This is a genomic window from Flavobacterium fluviatile, from assembly GCF_010645065.1.
GTDB classification, from domain to species: domain Bacteria; phylum Bacteroidota; class Bacteroidia; order Flavobacteriales; family Flavobacteriaceae; genus Flavobacterium; species Flavobacterium fluviatile.
This window is the reverse complement of record NZ_JAADZW010000001.1, coordinates 449,569-475,810: the sequence shown is the minus strand read 5'-3', so window position 1 is coordinate 475,810 and position 26,242 is coordinate 449,569. Positions and strand designations below refer to the sequence as shown.

Sequence of the window (26,242 nt, the reverse complement as noted above, 5' to 3'; positions counted from 1 at the left end):
TAATAATAATCCTTTTTTATTTTAGCTTCAGCGCATAAATCAATACAATTGCTGTTCTTTGTAAAAAAGATTTAATAAACAAACAATGAGATTATTTACTCAAACCATTTTCTTTCTTATTTTTTTTCTGAGTTTCCAGAACCGGGCTCAAAAAACAGTTAGTACCATTCCAAGGGATACGTCTTTTAATATAACTAATGAATATAAGAAGCAGCTTAAGCATTTTCCAGATATAAAAATTGCCAAAGATATATTACCGGCAGGAGTTACTGAAAATAGACAACTGGTTTACGCTACATTAAAATATACACCTTTTGGAGACAGGGATTTGCATTTGGATCTTTTTTCTCCAAAAAAGCCCGGAAAATATCCAGCGATTATTATGATTCATGGGGGAGGCTGGAGATCCGGAGATAAGAAACTACAGATTCCGATGGCACAGAAACTGGCAGCCAAAGGAATGGTTGCTTTATGTGTTGAATACCAGCTTTCGATGGAAGCAAAATACCCTGCAGCAGTTTATAATATCAAATCGGCCATAAGATGGGCACGGGCAAATGCAGAAAAATATAACATTGACACAAATAAAATTGCTGTTTCGGGATGTTCAGCCGGCGGACAGCTTGCGATGTTGGTTGGACTTACAAATGGCATTGCTTCCAAAGAAGGGGATCAGGGTAATTCAGGTTTCTCAAGCGAGGTACAGGCCATTGTGGATATTGATGGAGTTGTCGATTTTTTGGCTCCTTTATCCCTTAATTTAACCCGCAAACCCAATTCACCTGATGTAGAGTGGCTGGGGGGAACATTTTTTGAAAAACCGGAAGTGTGGAAAGATGCTTCGGGTATTTTCTGGGCTAATGAAAAATCTTGTCCCATATTGTTTATTAACAGCGGCTATCCGAGATTTCATGCAGGCCAGGATGAGCTGATCGGGATGATGAAAGGGTGGGGAATCTATACAGAAGTACATAAATTTGATGAAAAAATTCATCCTTTCTGGCTATTTGAACCGTGGGTAGATCCTACGGTTAATTATATCCATAATTTTTTAATTAAAAACTTAAAGAAATAATGCCATTTCGATTTATACAATATTCCAAAATGTTAGTTGGGCATAATGTCATCAGGTTAAGCAGTTTTAGCCGTCACTTCGAGTGATTTTAAATATTAATGCGATAGCTTTAATGTTTAAAATTGTATCGAGAAGCTTTAAATACATAAGGGTTCTCGATAATTCGTAATAATTTTCTATCGTAAATTATTACTCAACTCGGACTGACGAATTCTTAGATAATTAGAATAAACAATTATAATAAAAATATGAAATCAAAATTTGCAATCTTTATTTGTGTTGCTACAAGCCTCATCATCATGGCTTTTGCTACAAAAAAATCTAATATAACAACCATTTATTTAATTGGTGATTCGACTATGGCTGATTATGCCAATAATTATGAACCGGGAAAAGATTATATGAAAACGAGATATCCTGTTACAGGCTGGGGGCAGGTTTTTCAGCCTTTTTTCGCAAAAGACAGTTTAAGACAACTAAAAAATTTGATAAAATCAGATAGTGTTCATGTTGATGATCGGGCAAAAGGAGGAAGAAGTACCAGAACCTTTTTTCAGGAAGGAAGATGGAGATCGGTATATGAAAATCTAAAAAAAGGTGACATTGTTATTATGCAGTTTGGACATAATGACGGAGCGAAAGAAAAAACAGAAAGATATGTAGATATTGAAGGCTACAAAGAATTTTTGAGACTATTTGTGTCACAGACCAGGGAAAAAGAGGCGTATCCGATTATATTAACTCCTGTGGCAAGAAATTTTCCATGGAAAGAAAATGTTTTAAATGATGTTCACGGAGAATATGATAAAGCGCCAAAAGATGTAGCAGCCGAGATGAAAGTAGCTTTGATAGATCTGAATAAAGCTTCAAGGGAGTTTTTTACAAAAAAAGGGAAAGATTTTGTATCAGAAAATTATTTTATGAATTTACCTGCCGGAAAATATGAAGCTTATCCTGAAGGTCAAAAAGATAATACCCATTTTCAGACTGAAGGTGCTGTAGAAGTTGCCAGACTTGTTTTTGAAGGTCTGATGCAAGTAAATTCTAATTTTAAAAAATAATTATTTAGGTGTAGATAAATCTATAAAAAAAAAATTACTTCCCTGTCACAGTCTAATATTACTATAAGCAGGGAAGTAATTAATTTTGTTAGGCATTTTCAGGTTCTGGTTCAACGAGTGCTTCTAATTCAGACTTTATAACATCCTTATATTTTGCCAGTCCAATTGCTACTATAGGGATAGATAATTTACTAATTACTGAACTGGCCTGATTTTTACCAATTTTCTTAAGGTATGAAGATAAAAGCAGAGATCCAATTGCGCCAAATAGTATATAATTAGCCGGAACATCAGCAATTTTTTCTTCGATGAATTCCCTGATTTCTTCAAGATTCTCCTGATTAATTAAATTTTCCATAATACTGTCTTTTTTAAAGATTATTCAGGTCTAATTTACAGATTTATGGATGCAGTTATTTTACAAAATTAGAGAATTGGCTTACATAATTATGAGAGATTCACACAAATTTATTTTATAAAAAAAAGACTTTTGAATTATTCATTAAAAAACTATCTGTTGTCATTATATCTTATCGATTTGAGCTTGTATTTAGTAATGGCAAAGTAAATTTAAAAGTACTGCCATTTCCTTCTTCGCTTTCTGCCCAGATTTTGCCTTTATGTAAATTTACAAATTCACTGCATAATAATAGTCCCAGACCGCTGCCCGTTTCGTTTTGTGTCCCTTTTTGAATGACTTTTCTGTTGATTTTAAATAGTTTTTCTTTTATAGTATTAGGAATCCCAATTCCGTTATCAATGATAGATATTTCTGCTTTTCCATCAGTTTTTAGGAGTCTGACTTCAACTTTGCCATTTTTGTCAGTAAATTTGATGGCATTGTTCAGTAAATTACGTAAAACAGTATCTATCATATTTTTATCCGCATCAGCTTCTATAATGCCAGATGGTTCAAATAAAAGATGAATATTTTTATTTAATGCGGCATTTTTGCATAGCTCAATGTTTTCGTCAATCAGTGTATTTAGCAATATTTTTTTTGGAATGAAGGTAATCGTTCCGGTTTGTACTCTCGACCATTCTAATAAGTTTTCCAGCAATTTATAACTGTTTTTGTTTGATTGGTACAGCATTTCTGAAATTTCCCTGATTTCATCCCGACTGTATTTACCTACATCTTCAGCCAATAATTCTGATAGTGATGCTGCTGCACCCACCGGACCCCTCAAATCGTGTGAAATAATAGAAAAGAACTGATTTTTGTCGTCCAGAAGTTGCTGAATTTTATCGTCTTGTTTTTCTTTTACCAACAGCAAAAATCCTACAATTCCAACAAGGGCTACAAGGAATAAACCAATACTGTAAAGACTATCCAGTATGTCATAGGAAAAAAATTGATTCTGAGGATACATATACCTGTAAGCTGCTCGTATTGCTATCAGAATCTCAAATACAACATAACACAGTATATAGAAAGTCCTGAAAAAATTTTTCTTTCCTTTTTCAGTAAAATACAGTAATGTGGGGGGCAGATAAATAGCAAATATTCCAATTGCCCCAATTAAAACCCGGTCATTTATTGTACTCCCAAATAGTGTTGCTGTATTGAAAACCAGAACAGCAGCGAATGTAATTGCTATTTGTAACCTGTAACGTTTTTTTGTGTTAGATTTAAGCAGAGAAAGCATGGCTATGGTTTCATAACAACAGGCACAAAAATCATGGAGTTTGCTACATTTATGGAAACAAAATCGTTGATGATATTTCTCAAAATTATCAATATCCATGCGATAGTCAACAATAATTTTCCTAAACCAAACCACATTAAGGTTTTTCTGTTGTCAGTAGTGGAATAGGAAAATGAATAACTGATAATAAGTATGCAGGTAAAAAAATTGCCCCAGAAATAAAGTAAAAAAATGGTTTTTGGATCAATAAGTACGACTTCGGGCATTATAAACTCTGTCTTATTTAAAAAATGATTGGCAAATATACAAATTAGCCAATAACATTCTATTGAAATCCCTGATTATGAAACGCTTTAAAATAGTTGTTTTTACGCAATAACAAGAAGACTTCATAAAGCTGGCTGTTTAATGTTCATAAACCCCGACTCTTTTTAAGTTCCTTTTTTTTGGAATCATTTTTAATCCTGCTAACCTCCAAAAACTTTTTTTATTAATGCCTTTTTTATTAAAATAAAAAACATCAGGTATGGGTAAGGTTACTGTTTTATCCTCGCATTCATTTTTATATAGTATCATATCATAAACCAATAGTTCTTTTTTATTGGAATAGATGATTCTCCCATTATCCCATCTGATCTTATTACTCATCCTTTTGTGATAGAGAAAGGACTCAAAAAGAACGTTAATTCTTTGTTCTTTATATGCTTTACAAACAATGTGAGTCATACTTTTGTGGTCTGGAAATTCAAAGACTGTTACATTTGGTTTCTGCAATTCATCAAATAAAAAATCACATTCGTCAAATCCTAAATATTCTGCAGAAGAAAATATTTTTTGATAATCCCCGCCTTCCCTAAACAAATTCCTCATTAAATCATTATTGCGATATAAGCAAAAGGTTCCTGCAATAAAATATTTGTGTGCATTTATAAGATCATATTGATTTAAAGCATCTGATGTAATAAAACCTCTGATGTTGCCATATACCATATCAATATCACCATGTCCCCAAAAATCATACTTCTCAAGAATATCCTCAAATAAAAATCCATACGCAGGTTTCAGGTCACATAATTTATAGGGCTTATCAAAATCCATTTCAAAACCAAATTTTGTTCCTGCCATTATTTTTAAGTCCTCGAAGGATTTCTGAATTAGAATAACATTTGGGGGTTTATTTGGAATTTCCTGCTTATTCCCCGTTACAATTATAAAATCAATTGTTGGGTTATGAATACAAGATTTTATAAAGTAGGGGAAATACCATGGGTAATCTCCATACCAACAGGTTAATAAAGCTATAGTATGCTGTTTATTCATTGAGTAAATTTAATTCAGGTATTTTAATAATAAATCTTTGCTGTCCGGAAATTATTAAAAATTTAAACAACTTCGGCCAGGATCCTTGGATTCAAAACCAAAATTATTTTAATCAATATAAGAAGCTGTCACTATTTATGAGGATTTTATCCTTGCACTATAATTTTTCTTTTTATCATAACGTTACTTTTTAAGGTTCCGATATTATTTTTTAAAAAAAAAGTGATGTTATTAAAAAAATGCCTTTTTTTGTAAGTGTTGATTGTACAATTAATAATATTGTTTTTAGATCCAATAAATGATGCATGGATTAAATTAAAAGATCTTTAAAACGCACACGGAACAATTAGCCATTTAATCAACAAACTGTTAATATAAATCTAAATTTGACTATATATAGCTAAAGAAATAAAAGCAGGTTTATTTAAATTATACTATTTTAAACAGTAAAATTAAATTTACCTTAAATAAAAACTAACATGAAATCAAGTAGCATTTTCATTCTGGTAATAATCGCTTTAATAAAGCCATTTTATTGCAATTCTCAGTCTGTTACATTTAATAATCCAATTGCCGAACAGCGTGCTGATCCCTGGGTATATAAATCAGATAATGGCGAATATTATTTAATTGCAACAGTTCCTGAGTACGACCGAATTGTAATAAGAAAAGCCAGCAGCATAAACGGTTTGAAAGTAGCTGAAGAAAAAGAAATCTGGCATAAACATGAAAAGGGTGTCATGGGCAGTCATATCTGGGCTCCTGAATTGCATAAAATAGATGGAAAGTGGTACATCTATTTTGCTGCAGGTGAATCTGAAAATGTCTGGAATATCAGGATCTGGGTATTATCTAATTCTTCTGCGAATCCGATGGAAGGAAAATGGACGGAAGAGGGGCAACTAAAAACACAAAAAGAGTCATTTTCTTTAGATGCGACTACTTTTGAGCACAAAGGAAAAAGATATCTTATCTGGGCACAAAATGTAAGAGGAGGCAATCACGGTACAGCTTTGGTTTTGTCAGAAATGAAAAATCCAACTACACTTACCGGACCCGAAATTATTTTAACCGAACCGGAATTCAGCTGGGAAAGGGAAAAATACAATGTAAATGAAGGTCCGGCGGTAATCAAAAAGAACGGAAAAATATTTGTTACGTACTCAGCAAGTGCTACAAATCACAATTATTGTATGGGATTGTTGTGGATTAATGAAAATACCGATTTACTGGATGTTGCAAACTGGCAAAAAGCGCCCGGACCTGTTTTTTATACAAATGAAGACTTGAAGAGATACGGTCCCGGCCACAATTCATTTACCACTGGCGAAGACGGAAAAACAACGATAATGATTTATCACGCAAGGGATTACAAAGAAATTCAGGGTCACGAATTGTCAGATAAAAATCGTGCAACAAGAGCAAGAGTCGTTGAATTTACTAAGTCCGGTTTTCCTGATTTTATGCAGAACAAAAACGACTAAACAAGACATATATCGGTAAGGTATCCTTAATAGAAATAATTAATATATAGCAAAAAATAAGATTTTACCTTAATATGATGTGTATCTTACTAAATCCATTATCACATTGATAATTTTTTGCCTTAATCAGTTGTTTTAAGATATATTTGCAGCATGAGTACAAAAAGAATCACCATATACGACTTAGCAAAAGAACTCGGGCTTTCAGTATCGTATGTTTCCAAAGCCCTGAATGGCAAGCCGGGCGTCAAAGAAGAGGTACGGCAGGCAGTTTTAAAAAAAGCGGCCGAAATTAATTTCAAGCATAATACTCAGGCAGCAAATTTAAGACGTGGTTCATCGAGAACACTTGGTGTAATTGTACCTCAGATCAATCAGAATTTCTTTTCGGATGCCATTTCCGGAATTGAAAAAGCTTGTACCGAAAACAAACACAATCTCATTATTTGCCAGTCTCATGAAAAATCGGATGTTGAAGAAACAGCTATCGAAACACTGATTCATCAGAACGTGGACTGCATTCTGATTTCCCTTTCCAAAGAAACCCACTCTGCGAAAATTCTGGAGCAGGTTTTAGAACATAAAATCAATGTTGTTCAGTTTGACCGCTGTGATGAAAATTTTCCGGGTCACAGGGTCATAAATGATAATGAGGATGCAACTTATAAAGCTGCCAAAAGCATGATTGCAGAAGGCTATCAGAGGCTTGCATTTATTGGTGGCCCATTGCACATGGACTTATACATGAATAGAAAAGAAGGATTTATAAGAGCAATAAACGAAGCCGGAATGCACGTTCCGGATCACTTTATTGTAGATGATAATATAAGTAAAGAAAATGCATTTCAGACTGCTATGAAACTTCTTGCACTGCCGGAACCTCCGGATGCGTTTCTTGCAATATCAGATTTACAGGCTTTAGGAATCATGCTCGCCATTACGGAATCAGGACTCAGGATTCCACATGATATTGGTGTTTTTGGTTACGCCAATGAGCCTTTTACAGAAATGATTATACCTTCTATATCATCCATAGACCAAAATAGTGAAAGATTAGGATATCAGGCTGCCATGGTGTACTTTGACCATATTTTGAAAAACAAGGAAAATCATGAAGTCATAACTAAAATAATTGAATCAGATTTGATTATCAGAAGCAGTTCAAAAAGAAGTCAAACGACTGTAAGTTTGTAATTTCAAAATTCAGCTTAAAGTGATACTTATTGTACGCCTTAAATATTTATTGTCTTTCCACTATTGTTTAGGTAACTTGTTTTAGTTAGCTAATTTTAAGTAATTTATTTTTTTTTGAACTATAATTTATAGTTAGTTTTCCGTGGATATATTATAACCCTGCAGCATAATAGTGAAACTTTTTTTTCTCCATTTTTATTTAATTTATAAAAATTATTTATCACTTAAAAAAGAACTATTATGAAAGTACCAAAAGAAATCATCAACGGATTTTTTATATTCCTGGCAATTGCGCTTTTTTTCTTATTATTGGAAGTTTTAAATCTTGCCCATTTATATTACCTGCGTTTATTAAATGTGCTTTTCATTTTTTATGGTGTAAACAGAACATTAAAAATGAATCTTGCAGAAGGCCAGACAAACTTCCTGCCGAATGCTATTTCAGCAATGGTTACTTCATTTACCGGAGTAGTATTAAGCATTGTAGCATTGCTTATCTATAGTTACGCGAGAGGTGGAGATGCTTATGTAAAATCGCTATCAGAAGCTTTTATGTTTGGAGGGGATCCTTCTGTACCAGTCTATACTCTTTGTCTGTTTTTTGAAGGAAGCGCCTCATGTATAATCGTTACTTTATTACTCATGCTGTATTGGAACAACAAATACAAGGCAGATTAATTAATGAGTTTGTTAAAAAGAGCCACTGTTTAATCTATAACATTAGATTCTGTAAAAACAAAAAAAAATTATGTAAGAATTTGATATCATAAAAAACTAAATTTGAAAATATTTAGTATTAATAAAACAATCATTATTATGAAAACACTTATCAAAACCAAAATTGCTTTGTTAGCTCTTGTAGCCGGATTGTCATTTTCGTGTAAAAAAACGGATACTGTTCCAGCTGATTCGACTTACGATTCAACCGCTGTAACTGTTGATTCTACTACTATAGACACTACAAATGTTCCTCAGGACACGACTATGGTAACAACAGATACAGCAGCTACAGCTGTACCACAGCAATAAAAAAAATTAAAGAGAATAGATTTAGGATTTAGATCTATTATTGATTCATTACTTTATAACATTAGTTATTGATTCAGAAGCCTGCAGTATTGACTATTGCAGGTTTTTCTATTTAATACTGTCTGAATAAATAGCTCAATATTTTGTTTTATTTCTCAATTTGAATCCAGACTGGCGCATGATCACTGGTTTTTTCCCAACCCCTTACATGGCGGTCCACACCACCAGATTGCAGTTTTTTGGCTAATTGCGGACTTAAAAGAAAATGATCAATTCGCAGACCCGCATCTCTTTCATACGCTTTTCTGAAATAATCCCAAAAAGTATAGATTTTTTCATCAGGATAAAGAGTACGAATCGCATCTGTCCAGCCCTGTGAGACGATATTCGCAAAAGCTTTTCGAACTTCAGGCCTGAAAAGTGCATCTTTTACCCATTTTTCGGGCTTATAAACATCAAGTTCTGTTGGCATGACATTAAAATCGCCTATCAGTATCACAGGTATATTTAAGCTAAGCAGGGTTTTGGTACGATGAGAAAGTCTTTCAAACCACTTCAATTTATATTCGAATTTAGGTCCCGGTGCCGGATTGCCATTCGGAAGATAAAGACAGGCTATTACAACACCGCCAATCAAGGCTTCAATGTAACGGCTCTGAATATCATCATGATCTCCCGGAAGTGTGCGGGTGATTTCTTCAATTTCAGAATTTCGGGCGAGGATGGCGACTCCGTTCCACTGTTTTTGTCCATGCCATATTGCATTATAACCCGCATCCTGAATAGCCTTTAGCGGAAATTTATCTTGTGGCGCTTTCAGTTCCTGCAGACATACAATATCCGGTTCAGCTTCCTCAAGCCAACGAAGAAGTACATTTAAACGGCCATTGATTCCATTGACATTATAAGTAGCTATTTTCATTTGGAACTCTTCTTAGTCCAATTGAACTTGCTTCGCTGTCTTTCTCAGGGCAATCGAGGGTAGTAGTAGTATTATCAGGTAAATCGTCCCAGTGTCCCCAATCTCCTCTGTAGGCTTTTCGATATATGAAATCGATATTGTCTGCCAAACAAATCTGGCTGTGCAAAGAATCCGTGCTGTAGGCTGCATTGTTGTATGTGTTTGAATTTTCCATGATTTGAGTTGTTTAGATAAATACAAAGATACTTCCGTACACTATTTTTTAATTTATATAAAGATCCTCAAGTGTTATGTAATTTACATGTTTGGAAAGATTTAGATGATTTGTTTACAAACCATGTATGAAATCAGATTCATCAAAAGAGATATGTTCACTATCTTTCTTTTTACGTTTTTTATTAAAAACTTTTCCAGGATATTTCTGAGCATAACCATTGATAAGTTGCATAATATAGTGATTACTTTTATAGGGCGTTACATACTCTTTGACCTCTGAAGGCTCTGTAAATCCAATATCAGACGCAACATAGCCCATTCCGTAAAAATGTCCATTCTCAACCCAGATACAACTGCGTTCGGTTGCAGAGCGTCCTTTGTCTATAATAGCAAAGCTCGCTCTGTTACCTAATAAATGCTCAATCGCATTTTCTATTTTTTTATTATGAGCCTGAACTTCCGGCAGCGGTGTATCATCATCAGGAAAAATTTCACCAGCCGTAGTAATACCGTATTTGCAAAAGCGATTATCGATTTCAAACTCCTGTTTCAGGCTGATGAGCATATTTATACCTTCATGGACAGTATTAAAATGTTCAATACAGGTTTGGAACTTGCTTAGTTTTCCGGTTACCAGATATTTGTATCCGCTTCGGGCTTCATACTGATAAAGTCCGTATTTGGGTTCAAAACGTTTGAGTGCCCTGTTGTAAACCGGCCAGAGTTTTTTTATTTCTGCACATTCCAGCAGTAAAGCCATCAGTTCAGTGGCACAAACTTCAAAAGATATGGCATAAATATCCCGAAGGAAATACTGTCGCTGTGGCGTAATTTTATGACCGCTGAAATGAGAAGTCACACGTTTTTTTAAATTGATTGCTTTACCGACATAAACGACCTTGTTTAGCTGATTATAAAAATAATACACACCCGGTTTTTCCGGTAACGCATCGAAATCTTCAGGAGGAAGGTTAGGAGGTAAGCGCTGGTCCAGTGCTGTATTTTTTACCATTTTTTGCAAATGACCTACGGTGTCCCATTCTAATAATCTGGAGAAAAGTAAGGCAGTGGCATCAGCATCTCCGCCGGCACGATGCTGGTTTTTCAAGGGAATATCCAATGACTGGCAAAGTTTCCCCAGGCTGTACGATTTAAATCCGGGCCTGATTTTTCTCGCTGCCCTGACGGTACATAATTTTCTGGCTTTCCAGATGAATCCGGCTTTTTCGAGTTCATGCCGAACGAAAGAATAATCAAAATTCACATTGTGGGCAACGAAAATACGATCTGTAAGCATTTCCAAAACTTGTTCTGCAATATCATCAAAGATTGGGGCATTTCGAACCATTTGATTGTTGATGCCTGTGAGTGCAAAAATAGGAGCGGGGATTTCTTTTTGCGGATTGACCAGTGTTTCAAAACGATCAATAATATTTATTCCATTATGGATAATAATCGCAATTTCCGTAATGCGGCTGCCACTTGCATTCCCGCCTGTGGTTTCAATATCTACTATAGCATATTCAGTCTCTTTCATCTTCTGTCACAACCGGAAGCCTATTCTGTCCGGGGAATGCAAAATTAACAGAGACTATTCTTATTTAGGTTAAGTTATAGTTCTAAATTGTAACAAAACTCACCTTTCGAGAGCGTAAGGTTTTCATAATGAGTACTATTAGTGTATTTTCTTATAAATTTAAATCATTTTCGCTTTGTCTTATAATAATACAATTCATTTGAATAGTGTAAGTATTAAAAAAATTTCTGTAAAAGTAATTGCAGCATGTATCGGTAAATTTGAAAAATACTTTAAAAATTAATTATTATGAAAACCGCAGAAAAAAATACTACCGCTACAAAAGCAAAAACTACAGCAGCAAAAACGAAAACAGCTGCAGCAAAAAGCAAAACAACAACATCTAAAACAAACTCAGCAGGGGTTGTAAAAGCAAAATCATCAGCCGCAGACGGCCTGAGAGAATTGTTTGTTGATTCGCTTAAGGATATTTACTGGGCTGAAAAAGCACTGATAAAAGCATTGCCTAAAATGGCAAAAAATGCAACTTCTGAAAACCTGGTTAAGGCGCTTCAGGATCACTTGGCAGTGACAGTAGAACAAAAAGAGAGACTTGAAAAAGTATTTTCACTGGTGGGCGAAAAAGCTGTTGCCAAAAAATGCGATGCCATGGAAGGTCTTATCAAAGAAGGTGAAAGCATTATGGAAGAGACTGAAAAAGGTCCTGTACGCGATGCCGGAATTATTGCAGCATCTCAAAAAATCGAGCATTATGAAATTGCTACTTACGGAACTTTAGCTGCTTTCGCTACTACTCTGGGAGAGGATGACGCAGTACTATTACTGGAAAAAACACTGGCAGAAGAAAAAGAAGCCGACACGCTTTTGACCGACGCTGCTTACAACAGCATCAACTTTGAGGCTGCAGAAGAAGACGAAGAGTAAGTAAAGCATCTGACATTTTTTATATCATATTAAAACCTGTATTATCCAATGATACAGGTTTTTTTTATTTACCAAATACAATATAATTAAACAAATATTGTATTTCGGAAACAAGACATTATACAAATATGGAAAATGCCTTGACAAGTAAATAAAAGCCATAAAGAAATAGTTAAATGGACGATTACCAAAACCAACGCAAGGGATTATGAAACTGAAAACTTAATAGTGTCCTCAACAATTTTATCGAAAAACCTATGGTATCATAAAAAAGGCCTCTGCAATATCAAACTGCAAAGGCATCTTTTTAATTTGTTCTTATTAGTCAAAGTTCGAAAAACTAACTGATTCGATCATAGACTAATCTATTTTATAACCGTCATCAGCAAATGTTTCGGGTTCAGCAATTTCTTGCTGATCGTAATTTTCTTCCTTTTCATTCTGTTCAGGATCTTCTTCTCCTTCGGAATCATTTTCATCAAAATCATTTTCAAAATCGTCAAGATCAAGTGCGTTTGAGAATTCTGTATCAAGATTTTCGTTTTCTGGCGGCTCAGGAGTTTCGTCTTGCTTTAAAAGATTTTCTTCTTCGCTGTTTTCCTGTTGGTACTGTTCTACGTAGCTTTGATTGTCCTGAGTGTCGGGGTTGAAATCATAATCGTCCTGATTATAATTTCTTTCGTTATCTGTTATCATAATAGTATTTTTAAAGTTAATTATTTCGAATTGCTAACTTCAGGTTATTAGGTTAAAAGTAAGCACAAGATTTAAAGTGATCTCTTAAAATATTTTTTGAAGTCTTTTCCAATTATCATAAAGTTATTATTTATATTAATTCAATTAACAATTTAAAAAATAGATATTTGTATAAAAAAATATTTATGAGAATATTTTAATTTCGTTTTCTACGTATGAAAACGAGATTGCTTCCTGTTGCATTAATAGCCGACTGAAGTTCTTGTCTGGTTACGCCAAATTTTTCTGTACAATAACCAACTTCATAGTCTTCATTCCTAATGATTCGCAAACGATCCTGAAATCCTTTTTGCTTAAATCACCGCTCATCATAATTCCTTTTTAAGGTTAATAATTTCAGATTGTGTTAGCTGTTGGTAGCAGCACTTCCGGAACTTCCTGCGCCTCCTGAATTATTATTGCCACCTTCTTCTTCATAACGATCGGGATCTGTACCATCTTCATCGCGCTGGTCGTCCCAGTCTCCGGTATTGGCTTTATCACCTTCATTATTATTTTGTGTCTGAGCAAGTTGTGCGTGATATGGGCATTTTGCCAATTCTTCACTGGTGTAGTTATGTAAATTTTCCATGATATTAATTTTTAAGTTTTTACTGGTTTAAAATTAAGTCAATAGAATAATTACTTCTTATAAGAAATGCTGGATATCTTACTAAATTATCATGTAAGTAATTAGAAATTAAGCAAAAAAATCCAAATTGAATAGAAAAGGATGCAGTAGTTCAGGAACGCGGTTTTGGCAAATTTCTGTCGTACATCACAATTGTTCCTGCCACGGCCACGTTTAAACTTTTCTCAGATTTGAATTTTACCAGATGATGGCACTTTTCCATTGTTTTTTTAGGCAAACCATGATCTTCTGCACCTAACAGATACACGCAGCGTCTTGGATGCTCGAAGGTTTCCAGATCAGATGCGCTCTCATGCAATTCCACACCAACCAATCGCGCTCCTTTAGGCAGGTTTTCAAAAAAAGCTTCGAAATTTTCATAGTGAAAATACGGAATCGCTTTCACCGCATCATGTGTATCACAAGCTTGTTTGGCATATCGATTTCCTATCGTAAATATAAAAGTTGCCCCTAAGTTTTGAGCCGACCGCCACAAAACACCCAAATTCTCAGGCGTTTTACCATTGTGAATGCCGATGCCAAAGTATTCGTTCGTAAAATTATCATTCATGAGGGCAAAAGTACGAAGTGTTAGTGTGTTGGGCAATTTTTTTATTAGGGAAGGAGAGAAGCTTATGAATATTGAAAGGGGAGGTTTTTATGATTATGAGAAAATGTAGTTTCTTCATTACTTTAATCATTTAAAACCATTGCAATCTCTTTTATTTTCCATTCTTTGATGACTTTACCACCTCTGATAGATTTCATTTTGCAATCTAAATCATTAAAAGAATATTCGAAAGCAACTACACCATTTATTTTTAAAACACCATTTTGTTTTTTACTTTTTAGTTCAAAACGCCAACTACGTTTTAGTGAGGCTGAATAAAATATAAGATAGTTTGGGATATATCCAAGTCTTTCTAATGCAATACAACCACCGGTTTGGTAAGTAAGCCTCAGATCATTTATTATTGTATTATTCTCCATAAATAGCTCTTGGTTCAGCTACCATTTGTAATTCTTCCTGCAAATCACCAACCGTAACCTGACCGTTCATTAACATGGGTAACAACCAGTCACGTAATGAAGCTAATTCTATGTTTTGTTCATCTATATGTTTTATTTCTTTTAATTGAGGTAGAACAATTTTATTAAATTCTTTTTGTATCTCTAAATTTGGGATGACAATTAATATTTTTCTAAGCACATCTTGTCTAATACCAAACACAGTACTACCACTTAGACTACCCATAATTTGTGAATATCCATTTCCTTTTGATAATTCATAATACATATAAGATGGCATAACTTTTAGTTGATTGGCTCTAACCGCAAACAATCTTTGACTCATGCAATATTCTGTTTTGCCATGAATAAAATAAAATTCACCAGCGGGGGCTTCTGAAGTCATTAAAACATCTCCATCGATCAACTTTATTGGCATCCATTTTTCGTACAACTCCCTGTTTACTTTATTTGCTTGGTTAAGATTTATTAGTTTTCCATTCTTTACGATTTTTGCAGATAAAGCTATTATTCCATTCTTGTCTTCTGTCCAATCTCCTCCAAGTTTTTTCGGGGTTTTTCCTCTATGATCTAATATAGTTTCTATTACGCTATTTAAAGATTTTACCTCCCAACCCGCAGGAATCTCCCTCTTCAATTCCTCATTCCAAACCATTTTACCACCAGAGGTTTTATAAGGCTTTCCGTTGTCATCAGGAAAATCAAACTGTACAAACCAATAATCATAAAGCGTTTTGGCCATTGCTTCTAACTCAACATTGATTTTATTATTGAGTTCGATTTTTGCATCTAAATCGGATAAGACTTTGGTTATTTTTTTTTGTGTATTTATACTTGTAGGAATTTCTAATTCCATCAAATCAAATGATTTTAAATTGATTGTATCAAATACAGAGCCTTGACTTCTTTTTTTAATATGTTGTACGTAGTTTTTTAAAGCAAAATAGAGAAAGTCGTTATCAACTACTTCTTTTTTTCCTCTTATCCCAAAGCAAGATTGATTAAAACACATTGGTTTTCCAATTTGTGCCAATGCTCCAACGGTTCCTCTTGCAGAAATTATTATATCTCCGTATTGTAATAATTTAGTATTACTTTCTTTTAACCCCTTTTCTGTGATTTTTTTTTCGGAATCATATACATATCTAATATCATTATTGAAATCAGTAACAGATAGCCATCCTATATTTCCGTTATTCCAATATTCTTGAACAGAAGTTTGCGGTGTTCCTCCGCTGATTATATCAATTATTGAGCTTAAAACTACTTTAATCATAACTTTAAGCCTTTCAAATTATTCTGAATTTCCAATTCTAGACTTTTACTTTCCTTAAAAAGTTCACTCAAATTAGCCTCAAAAGTTTTCATTTTAGCAGCAAAAGCTTCAGGAGTAATATCCGTATATTCAATTTTTACTTCAAAATATTGTCCAGCACTCAAAGAATAGTTTTTAGCTTTAATATCTTCATACGAAACCACTACTGAGAAATCTTCCTTAGCTTCGTGTTTATTAAAAGTCTCAATGATATAATCTTCTTCGTCGTGAGATAAAAGCGTTTTTTGATTTTTGCCTTCTTTTACGGTTGTTCCCAGTTTCGATGCATCCATTAAAACAATATCGCCTTTGGTATTTTCTTTATCCAGAAATAAAATAGAAACATTGGTTCCTGTAGTAGCAAAAATATTTGAAGGCATACTTACTACACCACGCAACATTTTGCGTTCGACCATTTGCTCACGAATTTTGCGTTCAATACCGCTTTGTGCTGTAATAAAACCTGTTGGTACTACGATTGCCGCTTTTCCTTTTGCAGTAAGCGAATACATAATATGCTGAACAAACAAAGGATAAATTGCCATGCTTTCTTTTTTGGTTTTCGGGATATTGGGTGTTCCGGCAAAAAAGCGTTCGTGGTTTTCTTTGGTGTTTAAATCATTTACATAATCTGAGAAATCCAACTTAAACGGAGGATTCGATACGATATAGTCAAATTGCTTCAAACGTCCATTTTTGTCTTTATGAAAAGGTTCTAAAATGGTGTTTCCCTTAACTACATTGGGTATAGAGTGTACTAAATCATTCAAAATTAAATTCAGACGCAATAAGTTGGATGATTTTTGTGAAATGTCCTGAGAGTAAACTGTACATTTTTCTTCGCCAATTTGATGTGCCAGATTCATCAAAAGCGTTCCGGACCCCGCACTTGGATCATAACAGGTTACATCGCTCACACTTTCGTTTACTAAACAACGTGCCATGATTTTAGCAACGGCATGCGGTGTGAAATATTCTGCGTAAGTTCCACCACTATTCGTATTATAATCTTTAATTAAATATTCGAAAATAGTAGCGTAGAAGTCAAACTTTTCGTGAAAAATATTCTCAAAACTAATATTAACTAGTTTATTTATCAGCGCTTTGCAAAAGTTATCGCGTTTATCAGTTACATATTTACTTATGTTTTCGAATAAGACAATTTTTTCACCACTTTCTGTAACTACTGAAAAAACCTCACTATTTTGTTTGGCAATATCCAATAAAGTATTGTCGAATATATCGGCAAACTTAGGCTCATTCTGACGATCAAACAAAGTTGAAATCAATTGATCCGGATGAATGCTGGCAGTACTTTCGCTCATTTGCATGGTCAACATTTCGTACTCACTGGCAGGATAACTTCTTAATGTTTCCTCCCAATTATCTGATGCTGCTATTTTTTCATCCAGTTGCTTTATTTCATGGATAAATTTGTCATTAAGAAATTTATATAAAAATACCTGAGTAATAATCTTGAAATTCATTTCCGTCATTTCCCAAACCATAATTGGCGCATACACTTTTTAAGTCGTCAATTAGTGTTTTGGTTTGCTTTTCAAATTGTATTGTGGTAGTCATTGGTATTATTATTGTTATTTTTTCAATTTTTTAATATCGGCTTCAATCTCCTTAAGACTTTGCTCAATCTCTGTCGCTTTTCTATTTTCCTTAAATTTTTCAAATTCCTGTGTCGATTTATCCAAAGCCATTTGATGACTAATTTTTCCTGCATGCGTTAACAATTCCCGTCCGTTGAGCTGTAAAATACTATCGAGTCGTTCTGCCCAGTCTTTCATGTACATGGGAGTTTGTTGCTGTGCCATTGTTTCGGCAAACGCTAAATATTGCTCTACCAATAATCCTAAAAGTTTTATTTCGTCTTCATTAAGATAATTTTTAGCAATACTAACATCAGTTTTCTGAACTGCTTTGGCTTCTTTTTTGTCAAAAGACTGCATTCCTAATAAGGGTAAAGCAGCATCAACTCTGCGATAGACTAATTCGGCTGCGGTGTTTTGAGAAATAGCCCAAAGAAGTTTATTTTGTACGATTTTGAAAAATGAAATTGTTTTTTCGTCTTTTGGATCGTAATCTATACTTGTGGTGTAAATATCCTTTATTTTTTGGTAGAAAAACTTTTCAGATATTCGTATTTCGCGAATGCGTTGTTGCAGTTCGTTGAAATAATTCATTGTATTGCCAGACTTAAAACGGTCATCATTCAAGGCAAAACCTTTTACGATGTATTCTTTTAATCGTTGGGTAGCCCAAATCCTGAATTGCGTTCCTTGAAGTGATTTTACGCGATAACCAACGGAAATAATGACATCAAGATTGTAAAAATTGGTTTCATAGCTTTTACCATCTGAGGCAGTTGTTCGGAATTTCCGAACAACTGAATTTTCATTCAATTCTCCTTCATGAAAAATATTTTTTATATGCTCGCTGACCGTTGCTTTAGATTTTTGAAAAAGCTCACAAAGTTGTGCCTGATTTAACCAAACAGTATCTTCATTAAGCTGAACGTCAATCTTAATATTACCTTCCTGATTTTGATATATTAGTATTTCTCCTGTGCTCATACTTATGCTGTTCTTCCATAAAATTCATTCATATATTCTTTAACTACCAAACTATTAATACGTTTCGAAGTTTGGGGATCTAAAGGAATTTCGTTTTTATTCTTAAATTGATTAATCACAAATCGCATAATCATTTTCTCCACATAACTCTCATTTTCTAATACTTTTGAGTTTTGCAAAAGCTGATCGTCGATTTCTTTTTTTAATCCGTTTAAGGCTTCAAAGAGTTTTGTTTCACTATCGGTTAAAGGGTCTTTTTCCATTAAACGTTTATGCAAACGGGCATATTTCTCGTCATTCGCATATTTAGCCCTTAATAACTGGTTTTTTCTTTCCAGTTCTTTTGCCTTGCCATAAATAAGTTCAAGGTTTTTAATATTATCCTGCATGCCTTCCTTGGTGACTTCGCTTAAGTTTTTCTTTTTAAATAAGCGTTCCAATTCTTCGCGCAAAGATACAAAAACAGGGTCTTTGGGATCAAAGTTGCCACCGAGTATTTCACGAGTTTTTTGCAAGGTTGATTTCAGGACATCAGCAAGCAGCATTTCTTCTTCTTTTACTTTTACAAAAGCAAAAATGACATCTTCAAGCGCAATATTTAATAAATTGGTGGTATCTACATTTTCTTCCAGTGCTTCTTTTGTATTGATCAAAGCCAAATGATTGTTGGCTTCACGGGACAGTATCGTTAATTTATGAAAGTCAAGACGTTCTAATAATTCATAATTCCCGGATAACCGAATAAGGTTATATAGACTTTTAGCATTGTTTAATACTCTGTTGATTTTCAGCATTTCAGTTCGATCCTGAATCTGTGAAATTTGCTGGGAAAAGATCTCAGCATTTAAAGTATCAAACGGAAATAAAACTTCTTTAATTTCATTAATTTCCTGTCTGATTTCTTCCGGTGATTTGAAGATGTTAGAATAATGTTCCATTTCATCACCTAATTCGGATTGTAACTCGTTAAAATAGTCCTGATTTGTTTTCTCAAACTCTTTTTGAATGTCTGCAAAATCAACTACATAACCATATTTAAAATCTTGGTAAGTTCTGTTTACACGGGTAAGTGTTTGCAATAGATTGTGTGCTTTGATGACACGACCGATATATAATTTCTTCAATCGGGGAGCATCAAAACCAGTTAACAGCATGTTATAAACAAAAAGAAAATCTATTTTTCCCTCTTTAAATTCTGAAACTTTTTCTTCTCGTTCTTTTTTGGTTCCAACATCATGCAAAATTACCGCAGCAGTTGTCACTTTGCTTTTATTCTTTTTTTGAGTGCCATAACTTTCACGAGGATCGGCAACCATTTGAAGAAAGTTAAAATCTGTATTGATTACTGCATATTTTGATTCAAAAATTTCAAATAACATTTTTGCCTGTTCGGAAGAATCACAAACCACCATTCCGCCAATTGAATTGTTGTTTGAGGCAATACGGGCTTTTTCAAAATCCTGAACGATATAATCCAGCATTGGTTCTACAAATTTAGGATGTGCATAGACTATTTTTTTATCGGCATTACCTTTTAAAATTTCAATTTCTTCAAGCGCTTGTTTTAAAGTCAGTTTATAATTGGTTTCAATCTCTTCCCGAATTAATCGTAAAGTATAACCATCTGCAATTGAAGAATTGTAATAATATTTGTGAATATAATTTCCAAATAAAGCTTTAGAGTTGTAGTCGTTTCCTAATAGCGGTGTTCCTGTCAGACCAATTTTTATAGCGTTGTTATCAGATTCATTAAGATTGGCTAAAAAGCTACCTTTTGGATTATAACTACGATGTACTTCGTCTAAGAAATACACACGCTGTATGTTTAGATTGTAATCTGTATTTCTAATTACATCAGGATCATCCTGAAACTTTTGGATATTCACAACGGTTATTTCAGGTTTTCCTGAATTGTTATGAATTACAGATGTAGATTTGATATCTCTGGAAAATTCTTCTCTCGAATTGATATTATGCACAACCAATCCCCGACTTTTAAATTCTTTTCCAGCCTGAATCAATAAATCCAGCCGATCCACAATAAAATAGAATTTAGGTACAATGCTTTTCTTTTGAAAATAATTAGTTAAATACTTAACATTATAAAAAGTTAAAGCTGTTTTTCCACTTCCTTGGGTATGCCAAATGATGCCTTTTTTTCCGCCTTCTTTTAGTTTTTCTTCAATTGCTTTTGTTGCAAACAACTGAGGATATCGCATAATGTGCTTTTGCAATCCCGTACTTTCTTTTACATACGCTATTCCAAATTGCAAAACAAAAGCAAGTCGATCTCTTTGAAAAAGAGAAGTACAAATTCTATTAGTTGGTGTGTTATGATTTTTGTTAGTAAGGAATTCAGGCGAATTTTTAATGCTTAATAAATTAGTGTCTTTTAATACAAAGTTTTCGTTTTCGTCTTCTATGTTTTTTAATAAAACATCAAAATCAAACTCTTGTTCTTCTCTAAAGTAGTTGAATATTGGTTTATAATAAGATGGTGTGGCATAGAAAGCTCCTTCAATTGGCAAAGGAGAACTATCATCATATTCCATATTATTAGAAAAAACCATCAATTGAGTAAGGTTCACAAATTGCCTGAACTTTTTATTTTGAAAACGAGTTTGTATGCGCTTGTGTTCGGCTGTAACACCATCCTGATTATTTGGCTTTTTGACTTCTATGAAAGCCAAAGGCATTCCATTTATTAATAAGGTAATGTCTGGTCTAAATTCTTCTTCGTCTTTTTTATAAGTTAGTTCAGTAACAACATTAAATGAATTATTATTGAAATTTTCAAAGTCAATTAGCCTCAAATCAGACTGATCAATGAGCTTTTCATAAAATATTTTTCCTAAATCTTCATTCTCCAGACAAATAGCTACTTCGTTATAAGCCCGATCTATGTCACCAAATGATAACTCAGGATTCAATCTTTTGAGATTCTCTTTGAAGATATTGGTGAATATGTTAGTTGTCTCGTCCCATATTTGATTGGATAATGATAAATAATCATAACCCAATCGCATTAGATGTAATATAGTCGGTATTTTAACACGTGAATCTTCGTTGAAAGCCATGAAAGGATTTATATTATTACTGCAAAAAAACAATTCGATTGCTAAAGTATTGAAATATTTAATAAAGATGTTTATCAAGAATCATAAAAACGAAAGAAAACATCTACACTTCTCATGAAACCAATTACACCTAGCCCTGATAGTAATGAAAATCCTTTTATGCCGGGGTTCGGCATAAAAGATTGAAATGAATAGCAGGAATCAGCTCCTAAAAAAAAACGAAACCTTCTCTAAAAGAAAAATCTCGTTTCTAAATTATTTTTAATCTGAAATAATGCTCAGAATCGTCTTTGGGATTTCGTCAAAAGCTTCAAAAGAGTAGGGCTTTATAAGGTAGGCTTTTACGCCCAATACGTCGCATTTTTGTTTGTAAGAAGGGTTTATGCTGGTGGAATAGACAAAGCACGGAATATTTTTAAGCTCGTGGTGGTTTAATATTTCCTGCAGCGCTTCGATGCCGTTGCGTATGGGCATGTTGATATCGGTCAGGATAACATCCGGGGTTTCGTTGACAGTGTCCTTGAGGAAGTTCAGCAATTCTTCGCCATTGGCTACGAGGCTTACTTTTCCAAAGTGTGGATTGTTGTTAAAAGTTTCGAAGATTACATCTGCATCATCATTATCGTCTTCGGCAATTATGATATGTAAGTTTTTTTGAGGCATTGTATTAAATTGGAAAATAAATGGTAAATGTTGTCCCTTCATTCAGTTTACTTTCGACTGTAATCTTTCCGGAATGGTTTTCCATAATCTTTTTACATATCGCCAGGCCTATTCCGTTTCCTGAATATTCGTTCCGGGCATGCAGGCGCTGGAAAATCGTAAAAATCTTAAGCAAATGACCCGAATCCATTCCGATACCGTTGTCTTTGATCTGAATCTTTACAAATTTAGGGTTTTGATTTGGTATTTCCTCGTCTAAATTTTCAGCCTGATAAATTTGTATCAACGGGGGAATGTCTGCTTTGGAATATTTAATGGCGTTCGAAATCAGATTCGAAAAAAGCTGACGCATCTGGACTCCTGAAGCCTTTATGACCGGGAGGTTTCCGATTTGTATTTCGGCATTTTTGTCGGTAATACTCACTTCAAGATCTTCTAAAACTTCAGAAATCAGGGTAGCTAAATCAACTTCTGTATGTTCCTCCTGCTTGGTATGCGACGAGTATTTTACCAAATCATCAACGAGGGAATTAAGACGCAAAACGGATAATTTTATTACATCCATAGATTTGGCATCAATTTCAGTCAGGTAACTGCCGTCGATTTTGCTGTTGTGCATGATGATTTTGCGCAGCGGTTCTTTTAAATCGTGCGAAATCACGTGAATGAATTCTTCGAGATTGCTGTTGATCCGGTTGAGTTCCTTAATCTTTTCTTCGAGTTCTTCCTGATGCTTTATTAACGCTTCTTCATGGTTTCTCTTTTCTGTCAGATCAATCACTACAATACCGATAGCTTTAACTGAAGGCTCCAGATCTGTGAGGGAGATATAAGCCGGGAATGTAGCAGGGGAGCTGTTGGTTTTGAAAAGGATCTCATGTGTGCTCAGTCCATATTTTAAAGCTTCAATCATTGTAACAAACTGACTGCTATTGTTAAAAAATTCCTGTATGTAATTTCCAATTATATGCTCTGAAGGAATGTTTACCAGTTTCGCAAAAAAATCGTTGCAATACAGGATTAGTCCCTTTTTGGTAATACTAACCGCGCCCTGTCTGAATTTTTCAACCAGGAGCCTGTAGGTATAATCGGCAGTTTCAAGGGAATAAAGCTGCGGAACCCCGTTATTGTTGACCACAAGGGCATCAACGCCTCCCTCTCTTATAGCTTCAATAATACTGTTTGATTCATCCAGTTTTTCTTTTAATGATTCAATTTCAGCTAATAAGGAGTCTGTATTTTTATCGTTTGCTATCAAATTCTATTCACTTAAATTAAGTATTTTTAGTACCTTTTCGTTGTCTGACAAATCACCGATGATGATTCGTCTCGGGGCAGGATGTGTTTTTATCAAAGTTGGTATCGCTACAATCTGATGTACTAAGGCCTTTTCTGAATCCCTGCTGATATCTACGATCTCCAGTTCATAATTGTTCTGAAGATATTTATCGCATATCCGGCGCAAATTTTCAATTGCATGTCCTGATTTAACAGACATACCCGTGACAAAAAGTATGAACTTATGCCCGGCTGTACTTGTTTCATCAGCTGAATTATCCATTTTTACGGGTTTAAAGGTTTAATATTAAGCCCTACAAGTACTCTTTCTTCATTAGACAGGTCGCCAATAATCTTGCGAATGGGTTCAGGAAATTTTCGGACCAGCGTAGGCACAGCCAGAATTTGATCTCCTTCTGCCAATTGCGGATTTTTGAGCAAATCTATAATCTCAATGCTGTATTTACCTGCCAGATGTTCTTCGGCATATTTTTTTATATTTTCCAGTGCCTTGATCGATTTTGGCGTCTGACCCGCTATATAGAGCAGTAACTGCCATTCGGCTACAACTTCTTTTTTCATTTTATTCCTTTTTTTTCTTCGAAGTCAGTTTTGCATACAATTCTTCCGTGGCTTTCAGAATATTTAATTCTTCCTCAGCCGATTCAAATTCGTTCCTAAGTGCTTCAATATTGGCTTCAAGAGCTTTGCGTTTGCGCTCAATTTCTCTGTCCTTTCTGATAATTTCATTTTGATGCTTCATATCAGACATCTTTTTCTCTATTCTGTGAGATTGTCTTTCACTGCCGGTAAGTATTCCTTTTGGTCCTAATTCAACATCAAGCAATTCCATTCCCTGATCTGTAATTACGAATTCCCTTACCTGATTAGAATGTCCCATTCCCCGGGCTTTTACTATAAATATTCCCCGGTTTCTTTCGCCTATTCCTTCCATATCCCGAACCGTAATCCATATATCGACTAATGAAGATACAGATTCTTCAGCTAGATCAGGCCTGAACTTATCGGTTCTTTTATTTAAAGACGTAAAAAGTACCGTAATGTTGTTTGCCTTTAGCATATCGATAAGCCTTACGAGCATCGAACGAACTTCGTCCTGACTTCCAACGGTTATTAAATTGCTGATAGGATCAATAATTATAGTTGTAGGCTGAAACTCTTTAATGAGTTTTCTAAGAGTCAGCAAATGCAGTTCGAGTCCGTTAAGCGAAGGACGCGAAGAGTGAATTTGTAAAGTACCTTTTTTGATATGTTTTTCCAGATCAACACCTATTGACTTCATGTTTCGGATAAGCTGTTGCGGTGACTCTTCAAATGCAAAATAAATAGTTTTTTCATTTTTATTGCATTGTTCATTTGCAAAGTAGGAGGCTATAGTGGTTTTAGCTGTTCCGGCTGTTCCGGATATTAAAGTATTACTGCCACGATAAAATCCGCCACTATGAAACATTTCATCTAAGCCGGGAACCCCTGTTGATATAATATCAGAACTTACATCATTATCCAGTTTTAGGGAAGTGATAGGAAGTACCGAAATTCCATCAGCGTCTATCAAAAAAGGGTATTCATTTGTACCGTGGGTAGAACCTCTGTATTTTACGATTCGCAGTCTTCGGGTTGAAACCTGATCGATAACACGATGATCCAGAACGATAACGCAGTCTGAAACATATTCTTCGAGTCCCTGACGTGTCAATGTTGCTTCGCCACGTTCTCCGGTAACAATAGCGGTTACCCCTTTGGCTTTAAGCCAATGAAATAAGCGTCTTAACTCGGCACGCAGGATTGCCTGATTATCCAGACCTCCAAATAACGATTCTATAGTATCCAGGACAACTCTTGTAGCCTTAATGGAATCGATAGCGTGCCCCAATCTGATAAATAAACCATCCAGATCGTATTCGCCTGCTTCTTCAATTTCTGATCTTTCGACACGAACATGATCTACGATCAGTTTTTTGTCCGCCTTCAGTTTTTCAATGTCAAAGCCTAATGATTTTACATTTAAAGTAAGATCATCAGAAGGCTCTTCAAAAGACATGAAAACACCGGGTTCGTTATGTTCGGTAATCCCTTTAATAAGGAATTGCATTGATAATAAAGTCTTTCCACAGCCCGCACCGCCACAGATTAGGGTTGGGCGGCCTTTAGGAAAACCTCCGTTCGTAATCTCATCCAGTCCGTCAATTCCAGTTGGAGATTTAGGAAATATAAATTGCTGTGATTTTGTTTTTTTGTATGCCATTCTACTCTAATGTTGTAATTTCTCAAATATACGTTTTCTTACATTATTAATGAATAATTATTATTAAAGATTTAACAGGTGTTTAAGTAAATTATGAATATTTTTTGCCTTTTTATGGTTTAATTTAGTGTTAAATCTTTTATTTGGCAATTAATGTTAGTTTTTCAGTATTGTAAAATGATAAGATCTTATTATATATCCTTTAAAAAAAACAGTTTTATTAAAGCATATTACATAGAAAAATCTATGCTT

The 26,242-nt window shown here is 34.4% G+C and carries 27 protein-coding genes and 1 pseudogene; 7 read left to right on the top strand and 21 right to left on the bottom strand.

From position 1 onward, the window contains the following. Positions 1 to 85: 85 nt before the first annotated feature. Together GXM17_RS01735 and GXM17_RS01730 are read left to right on the top strand one after the other, a co-directional pair. A complete protein-coding gene (locus GXM17_RS01735) occupies positions 86 to 1,075 on the top strand; it encodes an alpha/beta hydrolase (protein WP_163397560.1) in 990 nt (329 codons plus the stop codon). Between the two features lie 248 nt (positions 1,076 to 1,323). After that, complete coding sequence (locus GXM17_RS01730; protein ID WP_163397559.1) at positions 1,324 to 2,136, top strand: rhamnogalacturonan acetylesterase; 813 nt, start codon at positions 1,324 to 1,326, stop codon at positions 2,134 to 2,136. Between the two features lie 88 nt (positions 2,137 to 2,224). Here GXM17_RS01730 and GXM17_RS01725 read toward each other — a convergent pair whose 3' ends face one another. The 4 genes from GXM17_RS01725 to GXM17_RS01710 all read right to left on the bottom strand — a co-directional run bounded on the left by GXM17_RS01725 (position 2,225) and on the right by GXM17_RS01710 (position 5,105). Further along, positions 2,225 to 2,494 carry a hypothetical protein gene (locus GXM17_RS01725; protein ID WP_163397558.1) on the bottom strand — a complete coding sequence of 90 codons (270 nt, stop codon included), beginning with the start codon at positions 2,492 to 2,494 and terminating at the stop codon, positions 2,225 to 2,227. Between the two features lie 172 nt (positions 2,495 to 2,666). Next, entirely contained in the window at positions 2,667 to 3,785 is a 1,119-nt protein-coding gene (locus tag GXM17_RS01720; RefSeq protein WP_163397557.1) for a sensor histidine kinase, read from the bottom strand. A gap of 2 nt (positions 3,786 to 3,787) precedes the next feature. After that, a complete protein-coding gene (locus tag GXM17_RS01715; protein ID WP_163397556.1) occupies positions 3,788 to 4,051 on the bottom strand; it encodes a hypothetical protein in 264 nt (87 codons plus the stop codon). Positions 4,052 to 4,190: 139 nt separating this feature from the next. Then, the gene (locus GXM17_RS01710) at positions 4,191 to 5,105 is read right to left on the bottom strand and encodes a DUF6625 family protein (RefSeq protein WP_163397555.1); all 915 of its coding nucleotides are present in this window, start codon (positions 5,103 to 5,105) and stop codon (positions 4,191 to 4,193) included. 479 nt (positions 5,106 to 5,584) lie between these two features. Between GXM17_RS01710 and GXM17_RS01705 the strand changes: the two genes are divergently transcribed. From GXM17_RS01705 to GXM17_RS01690, 4 genes are all read left to right on the top strand, one after another. Next, entirely contained in the window at positions 5,585 to 6,589 is a 1,005-nt protein-coding gene (locus GXM17_RS01705; protein ID WP_163397554.1) for a glycoside hydrolase family 43 protein, read from the top strand. 153 nt (positions 6,590 to 6,742) lie between these two features. Continuing rightward, the gene (locus GXM17_RS01700) at positions 6,743 to 7,783 is read left to right on the top strand and encodes a LacI family DNA-binding transcriptional regulator (protein WP_163397553.1); all 1,041 of its coding nucleotides are present in this window, start codon (positions 6,743 to 6,745) and stop codon (positions 7,781 to 7,783) included. 240 nt (positions 7,784 to 8,023) lie between these two features. Further along, entirely contained in the window at positions 8,024 to 8,461 is a 438-nt protein-coding gene (locus GXM17_RS01695) for a hypothetical protein (RefSeq protein ID WP_163397552.1), read from the top strand. A gap of 138 nt (positions 8,462 to 8,599) precedes the next feature. Further along, positions 8,600 to 8,812 carry a hypothetical protein gene (locus tag GXM17_RS01690; protein WP_163397551.1) on the top strand — a complete coding sequence of 71 codons (213 nt, stop codon included), beginning with the start codon at positions 8,600 to 8,602 and terminating at the stop codon, positions 8,810 to 8,812. A gap of 148 nt (positions 8,813 to 8,960) precedes the next feature. Here GXM17_RS01690 and xth read toward each other — a convergent pair whose 3' ends face one another. From xth to GXM17_RS01675, 3 genes are all read right to left on the bottom strand, one after another. After that, on the bottom strand, positions 8,961 to 9,734 hold the full coding sequence (xth, locus tag GXM17_RS01685) for an exodeoxyribonuclease III (protein ID WP_163397550.1): 774 nt from the start codon (positions 9,732 to 9,734) through the stop codon (positions 8,961 to 8,963). After that, on the bottom strand, positions 9,715 to 9,948 hold the full coding sequence (locus GXM17_RS01680) for a hypothetical protein (RefSeq protein WP_163397549.1): 234 nt from the start codon (positions 9,946 to 9,948) through the stop codon (positions 9,715 to 9,717). The genes xth and GXM17_RS01680 overlap by 20 nt, the downstream gene beginning before the upstream one ends. 114 nt (positions 9,949 to 10,062) lie before the next feature. Further along, positions 10,063 to 11,487, bottom strand: coding sequence for an exonuclease domain-containing protein (locus GXM17_RS01675; RefSeq protein WP_163397548.1), 1,425 nt, complete (start codon positions 11,485 to 11,487; stop codon positions 10,063 to 10,065). A 288-nt stretch (positions 11,488 to 11,775) separates the two neighbouring features. Here GXM17_RS01675 and GXM17_RS01670 point away from each other — a divergent pair, with 288 nt between their 5' ends. Then, positions 11,776 to 12,411, top strand: a complete 636-nt coding sequence (locus tag GXM17_RS01670; protein ID WP_163397547.1) for a YciE/YciF ferroxidase family protein — start codon at positions 11,776 to 11,778, stop codon at positions 12,409 to 12,411. Positions 12,412 to 12,771: 360 nt separating this feature from the next. Here GXM17_RS01670 and GXM17_RS01665 read toward each other — a convergent pair whose 3' ends face one another. From GXM17_RS01665 to kaiC, 14 genes and pseudogenes are all read right to left on the bottom strand, one after another. Then, a complete protein-coding gene (locus tag GXM17_RS01665; RefSeq protein ID WP_163397546.1) occupies positions 12,772 to 13,107 on the bottom strand; it encodes a hypothetical protein in 336 nt (111 codons plus the stop codon). Positions 13,108 to 13,303: 196 nt separating this feature from the next. Next, a pseudogene (locus GXM17_RS01660) lies at positions 13,304 to 13,447 on the bottom strand (DUF3606 domain-containing protein); the annotation flags it as partial. A gap of 66 nt (positions 13,448 to 13,513) precedes the next feature. Continuing rightward, positions 13,514 to 13,738 (bottom strand): hypothetical protein, encoded by a 225-nt coding sequence (locus tag GXM17_RS01655; protein ID WP_163397544.1) that lies wholly within the window; start codon positions 13,736 to 13,738, stop codon positions 13,514 to 13,516. Positions 13,739 to 13,889: 151 nt separating this feature from the next. Beyond that, a complete protein-coding gene (locus tag GXM17_RS01650) occupies positions 13,890 to 14,348 on the bottom strand; it encodes an RNA methyltransferase (protein WP_163397865.1) in 459 nt (152 codons plus the stop codon). Positions 14,349 to 14,470: 122 nt separating this feature from the next. Next, positions 14,471 to 14,767: a hypothetical protein gene (locus tag GXM17_RS01645; protein ID WP_163397543.1), complete on the bottom strand. Its 297-nt coding sequence runs from the start codon at positions 14,765 to 14,767 to the stop codon at positions 14,471 to 14,473. Then, positions 14,757 to 16,082, bottom strand: a complete 1,326-nt coding sequence (locus GXM17_RS01640; protein ID WP_163397542.1) for a restriction endonuclease subunit S — start codon at positions 16,080 to 16,082, stop codon at positions 14,757 to 14,759. The genes GXM17_RS01645 and GXM17_RS01640 overlap by 11 nt, the downstream gene beginning before the upstream one ends. Then, the gene (locus GXM17_RS01635; protein WP_244307310.1) at positions 16,079 to 17,644 is read right to left on the bottom strand and encodes an HsdM family class I SAM-dependent methyltransferase; all 1,566 of its coding nucleotides are present in this window, start codon (positions 17,642 to 17,644) and stop codon (positions 16,079 to 16,081) included. The genes GXM17_RS01640 and GXM17_RS01635 overlap by 4 nt, the downstream gene beginning before the upstream one ends. Before the next feature lie 72 nt (positions 17,645 to 17,716). Next, positions 17,717 to 18,706, bottom strand: coding sequence for a virulence RhuM family protein (locus GXM17_RS01630; protein ID WP_163397541.1), 990 nt, complete (start codon positions 18,704 to 18,706; stop codon positions 17,717 to 17,719). A 2-nt stretch (positions 18,707 to 18,708) separates the two neighbouring features. Then, complete coding sequence (locus GXM17_RS01625; RefSeq protein ID WP_163397540.1) at positions 18,709 to 21,783, bottom strand: type I restriction endonuclease subunit R; 3,075 nt, start codon at positions 21,781 to 21,783, stop codon at positions 18,709 to 18,711. A gap of 261 nt (positions 21,784 to 22,044) precedes the next feature. Next, on the bottom strand, positions 22,045 to 22,446 hold the full coding sequence (locus tag GXM17_RS01620) for a response regulator (protein ID WP_163397539.1): 402 nt from the start codon (positions 22,444 to 22,446) through the stop codon (positions 22,045 to 22,047). Between the two features lie 4 nt (positions 22,447 to 22,450). Next, positions 22,451 to 23,704: an ATP-binding protein gene (locus tag GXM17_RS01615; RefSeq protein ID WP_163397538.1), complete on the bottom strand. Its 1,254-nt coding sequence runs from the start codon at positions 23,702 to 23,704 to the stop codon at positions 22,451 to 22,453. A gap of 3 nt (positions 23,705 to 23,707) precedes the next feature. After that, positions 23,708 to 24,007, bottom strand: coding sequence for a circadian clock KaiB family protein (locus GXM17_RS01610; RefSeq protein WP_163397537.1), 300 nt, complete (start codon positions 24,005 to 24,007; stop codon positions 23,708 to 23,710). Between the two features lie 2 nt (positions 24,008 to 24,009). Beyond that, positions 24,010 to 24,306 (bottom strand): circadian clock KaiB family protein, encoded by a 297-nt coding sequence (locus GXM17_RS01605; RefSeq protein ID WP_163397536.1) that lies wholly within the window; start codon positions 24,304 to 24,306, stop codon positions 24,010 to 24,012. A gap of 1 nt (position 24,307) precedes the next feature. Next, positions 24,308 to 25,990, bottom strand: coding sequence for a circadian clock protein KaiC (gene kaiC, locus GXM17_RS01600; protein ID WP_163397535.1), 1,683 nt, complete (start codon positions 25,988 to 25,990; stop codon positions 24,308 to 24,310). Between the last annotated feature and the right edge of the window lie 252 nt (positions 25,991 to 26,242).

What these genes read in the sequence shown, in the direction of transcription:
- GXM17_RS01710 (WP_163397555.1), bottom strand. Translation starts at nt 5,105, where the DNA reads ATGAATAAACAGCATACTATAGCTTTATTAACCTGTTGGTATGGAGAT.
- GXM17_RS01630 (WP_163397541.1), bottom strand. Translation starts at nt 18,706, where the DNA reads ATGAGCACAGGAGAAATACTAATATATCAAAATCAGGAAGGTAATATT.
- GXM17_RS01720 (WP_163397557.1), bottom strand. Translation starts at nt 3,785, where the DNA reads ATGCTTTCTCTGCTTAAATCTAACACAAAAAAACGTTACAGGTTACAA.
- GXM17_RS01705 (WP_163397554.1), top strand. Translation starts at nt 5,585, where the DNA reads ATGAAATCAAGTAGCATTTTCATTCTGGTAATAATCGCTTTAATAAAG.
- GXM17_RS01675 (WP_163397548.1), bottom strand. Translation starts at nt 11,487, where the DNA reads ATGAAAGAGACTGAATATGCTATAGTAGATATTGAAACCACAGGCGGG.
- xth (WP_163397550.1), bottom strand. Translation starts at nt 9,734, where the DNA reads ATGAAAATAGCTACTTATAATGTCAATGGAATCAATGGCCGTTTAAAT.
- GXM17_RS01700 (WP_163397553.1), top strand. Translation starts at nt 6,743, where the DNA reads ATGAGTACAAAAAGAATCACCATATACGACTTAGCAAAAGAACTCGGG.
- GXM17_RS01695 (WP_163397552.1), top strand. Translation starts at nt 8,024, where the DNA reads ATGAAAGTACCAAAAGAAATCATCAACGGATTTTTTATATTCCTGGCA.
- GXM17_RS01690 (WP_163397551.1), top strand. Translation starts at nt 8,600, where the DNA reads ATGAAAACACTTATCAAAACCAAAATTGCTTTGTTAGCTCTTGTAGCC.
- GXM17_RS01605 (WP_163397536.1), bottom strand. Translation starts at nt 24,306, where the DNA reads ATGAAAAAAGAAGTTGTAGCCGAATGGCAGTTACTGCTCTATATAGCG.
- kaiC (WP_163397535.1), bottom strand. Translation starts at nt 25,990, where the DNA reads ATGGCATACAAAAAAACAAAATCACAGCAATTTATATTTCCTAAATCT.
- GXM17_RS01665 (WP_163397546.1), bottom strand. Translation starts at nt 13,107, where the DNA reads ATGATAACAGATAACGAAAGAAATTATAATCAGGACGATTATGATTTC.
- GXM17_RS01625 (WP_163397540.1), bottom strand. Translation starts at nt 21,783, where the DNA reads ATGGCTTTCAACGAAGATTCACGTGTTAAAATACCGACTATATTACAT.
- GXM17_RS01670 (WP_163397547.1), top strand. Translation starts at nt 11,776, where the DNA reads ATGAAAACCGCAGAAAAAAATACTACCGCTACAAAAGCAAAAACTACA.
- GXM17_RS01730 (WP_163397559.1), top strand. Translation starts at nt 1,324, where the DNA reads ATGAAATCAAAATTTGCAATCTTTATTTGTGTTGCTACAAGCCTCATC.
- GXM17_RS01715 (WP_163397556.1), bottom strand. Translation starts at nt 4,051, where the DNA reads ATGCCCGAAGTCGTACTTATTGATCCAAAAACCATTTTTTTACTTTAT.
- GXM17_RS01640 (WP_163397542.1), bottom strand. Translation starts at nt 16,082, where the DNA reads ATGATTAAAGTAGTTTTAAGCTCAATAATTGATATAATCAGCGGAGGA.
- GXM17_RS01725 (WP_163397558.1), bottom strand. Translation starts at nt 2,494, where the DNA reads ATGGAAAATTTAATTAATCAGGAGAATCTTGAAGAAATCAGGGAATTC.
- GXM17_RS01645 (WP_163397543.1), bottom strand. Translation starts at nt 14,767, where the DNA reads ATGGAGAATAATACAATAATAAATGATCTGAGGCTTACTTACCAAACC.
- GXM17_RS01650 (WP_163397865.1), bottom strand. Translation starts at nt 14,348, where the DNA reads ATGAATGATAATTTTACGAACGAATACTTTGGCATCGGCATTCACAAT.
- GXM17_RS01680 (WP_163397549.1), bottom strand. Translation starts at nt 9,948, where the DNA reads ATGGAAAATTCAAACACATACAACAATGCAGCCTACAGCACGGATTCT.
- GXM17_RS01735 (WP_163397560.1), top strand. Translation starts at nt 86, where the DNA reads ATGAGATTATTTACTCAAACCATTTTCTTTCTTATTTTTTTTCTGAGT.
- GXM17_RS01620 (WP_163397539.1), bottom strand. Translation starts at nt 22,446, where the DNA reads ATGCCTCAAAAAAACTTACATATCATAATTGCCGAAGACGATAATGAT.
- GXM17_RS01655 (WP_163397544.1), bottom strand. Translation starts at nt 13,738, where the DNA reads ATGGAAAATTTACATAACTACACCAGTGAAGAATTGGCAAAATGCCCA.
- GXM17_RS01610 (WP_163397537.1), bottom strand. Translation starts at nt 24,007, where the DNA reads ATGGATAATTCAGCTGATGAAACAAGTACAGCCGGGCATAAGTTCATA.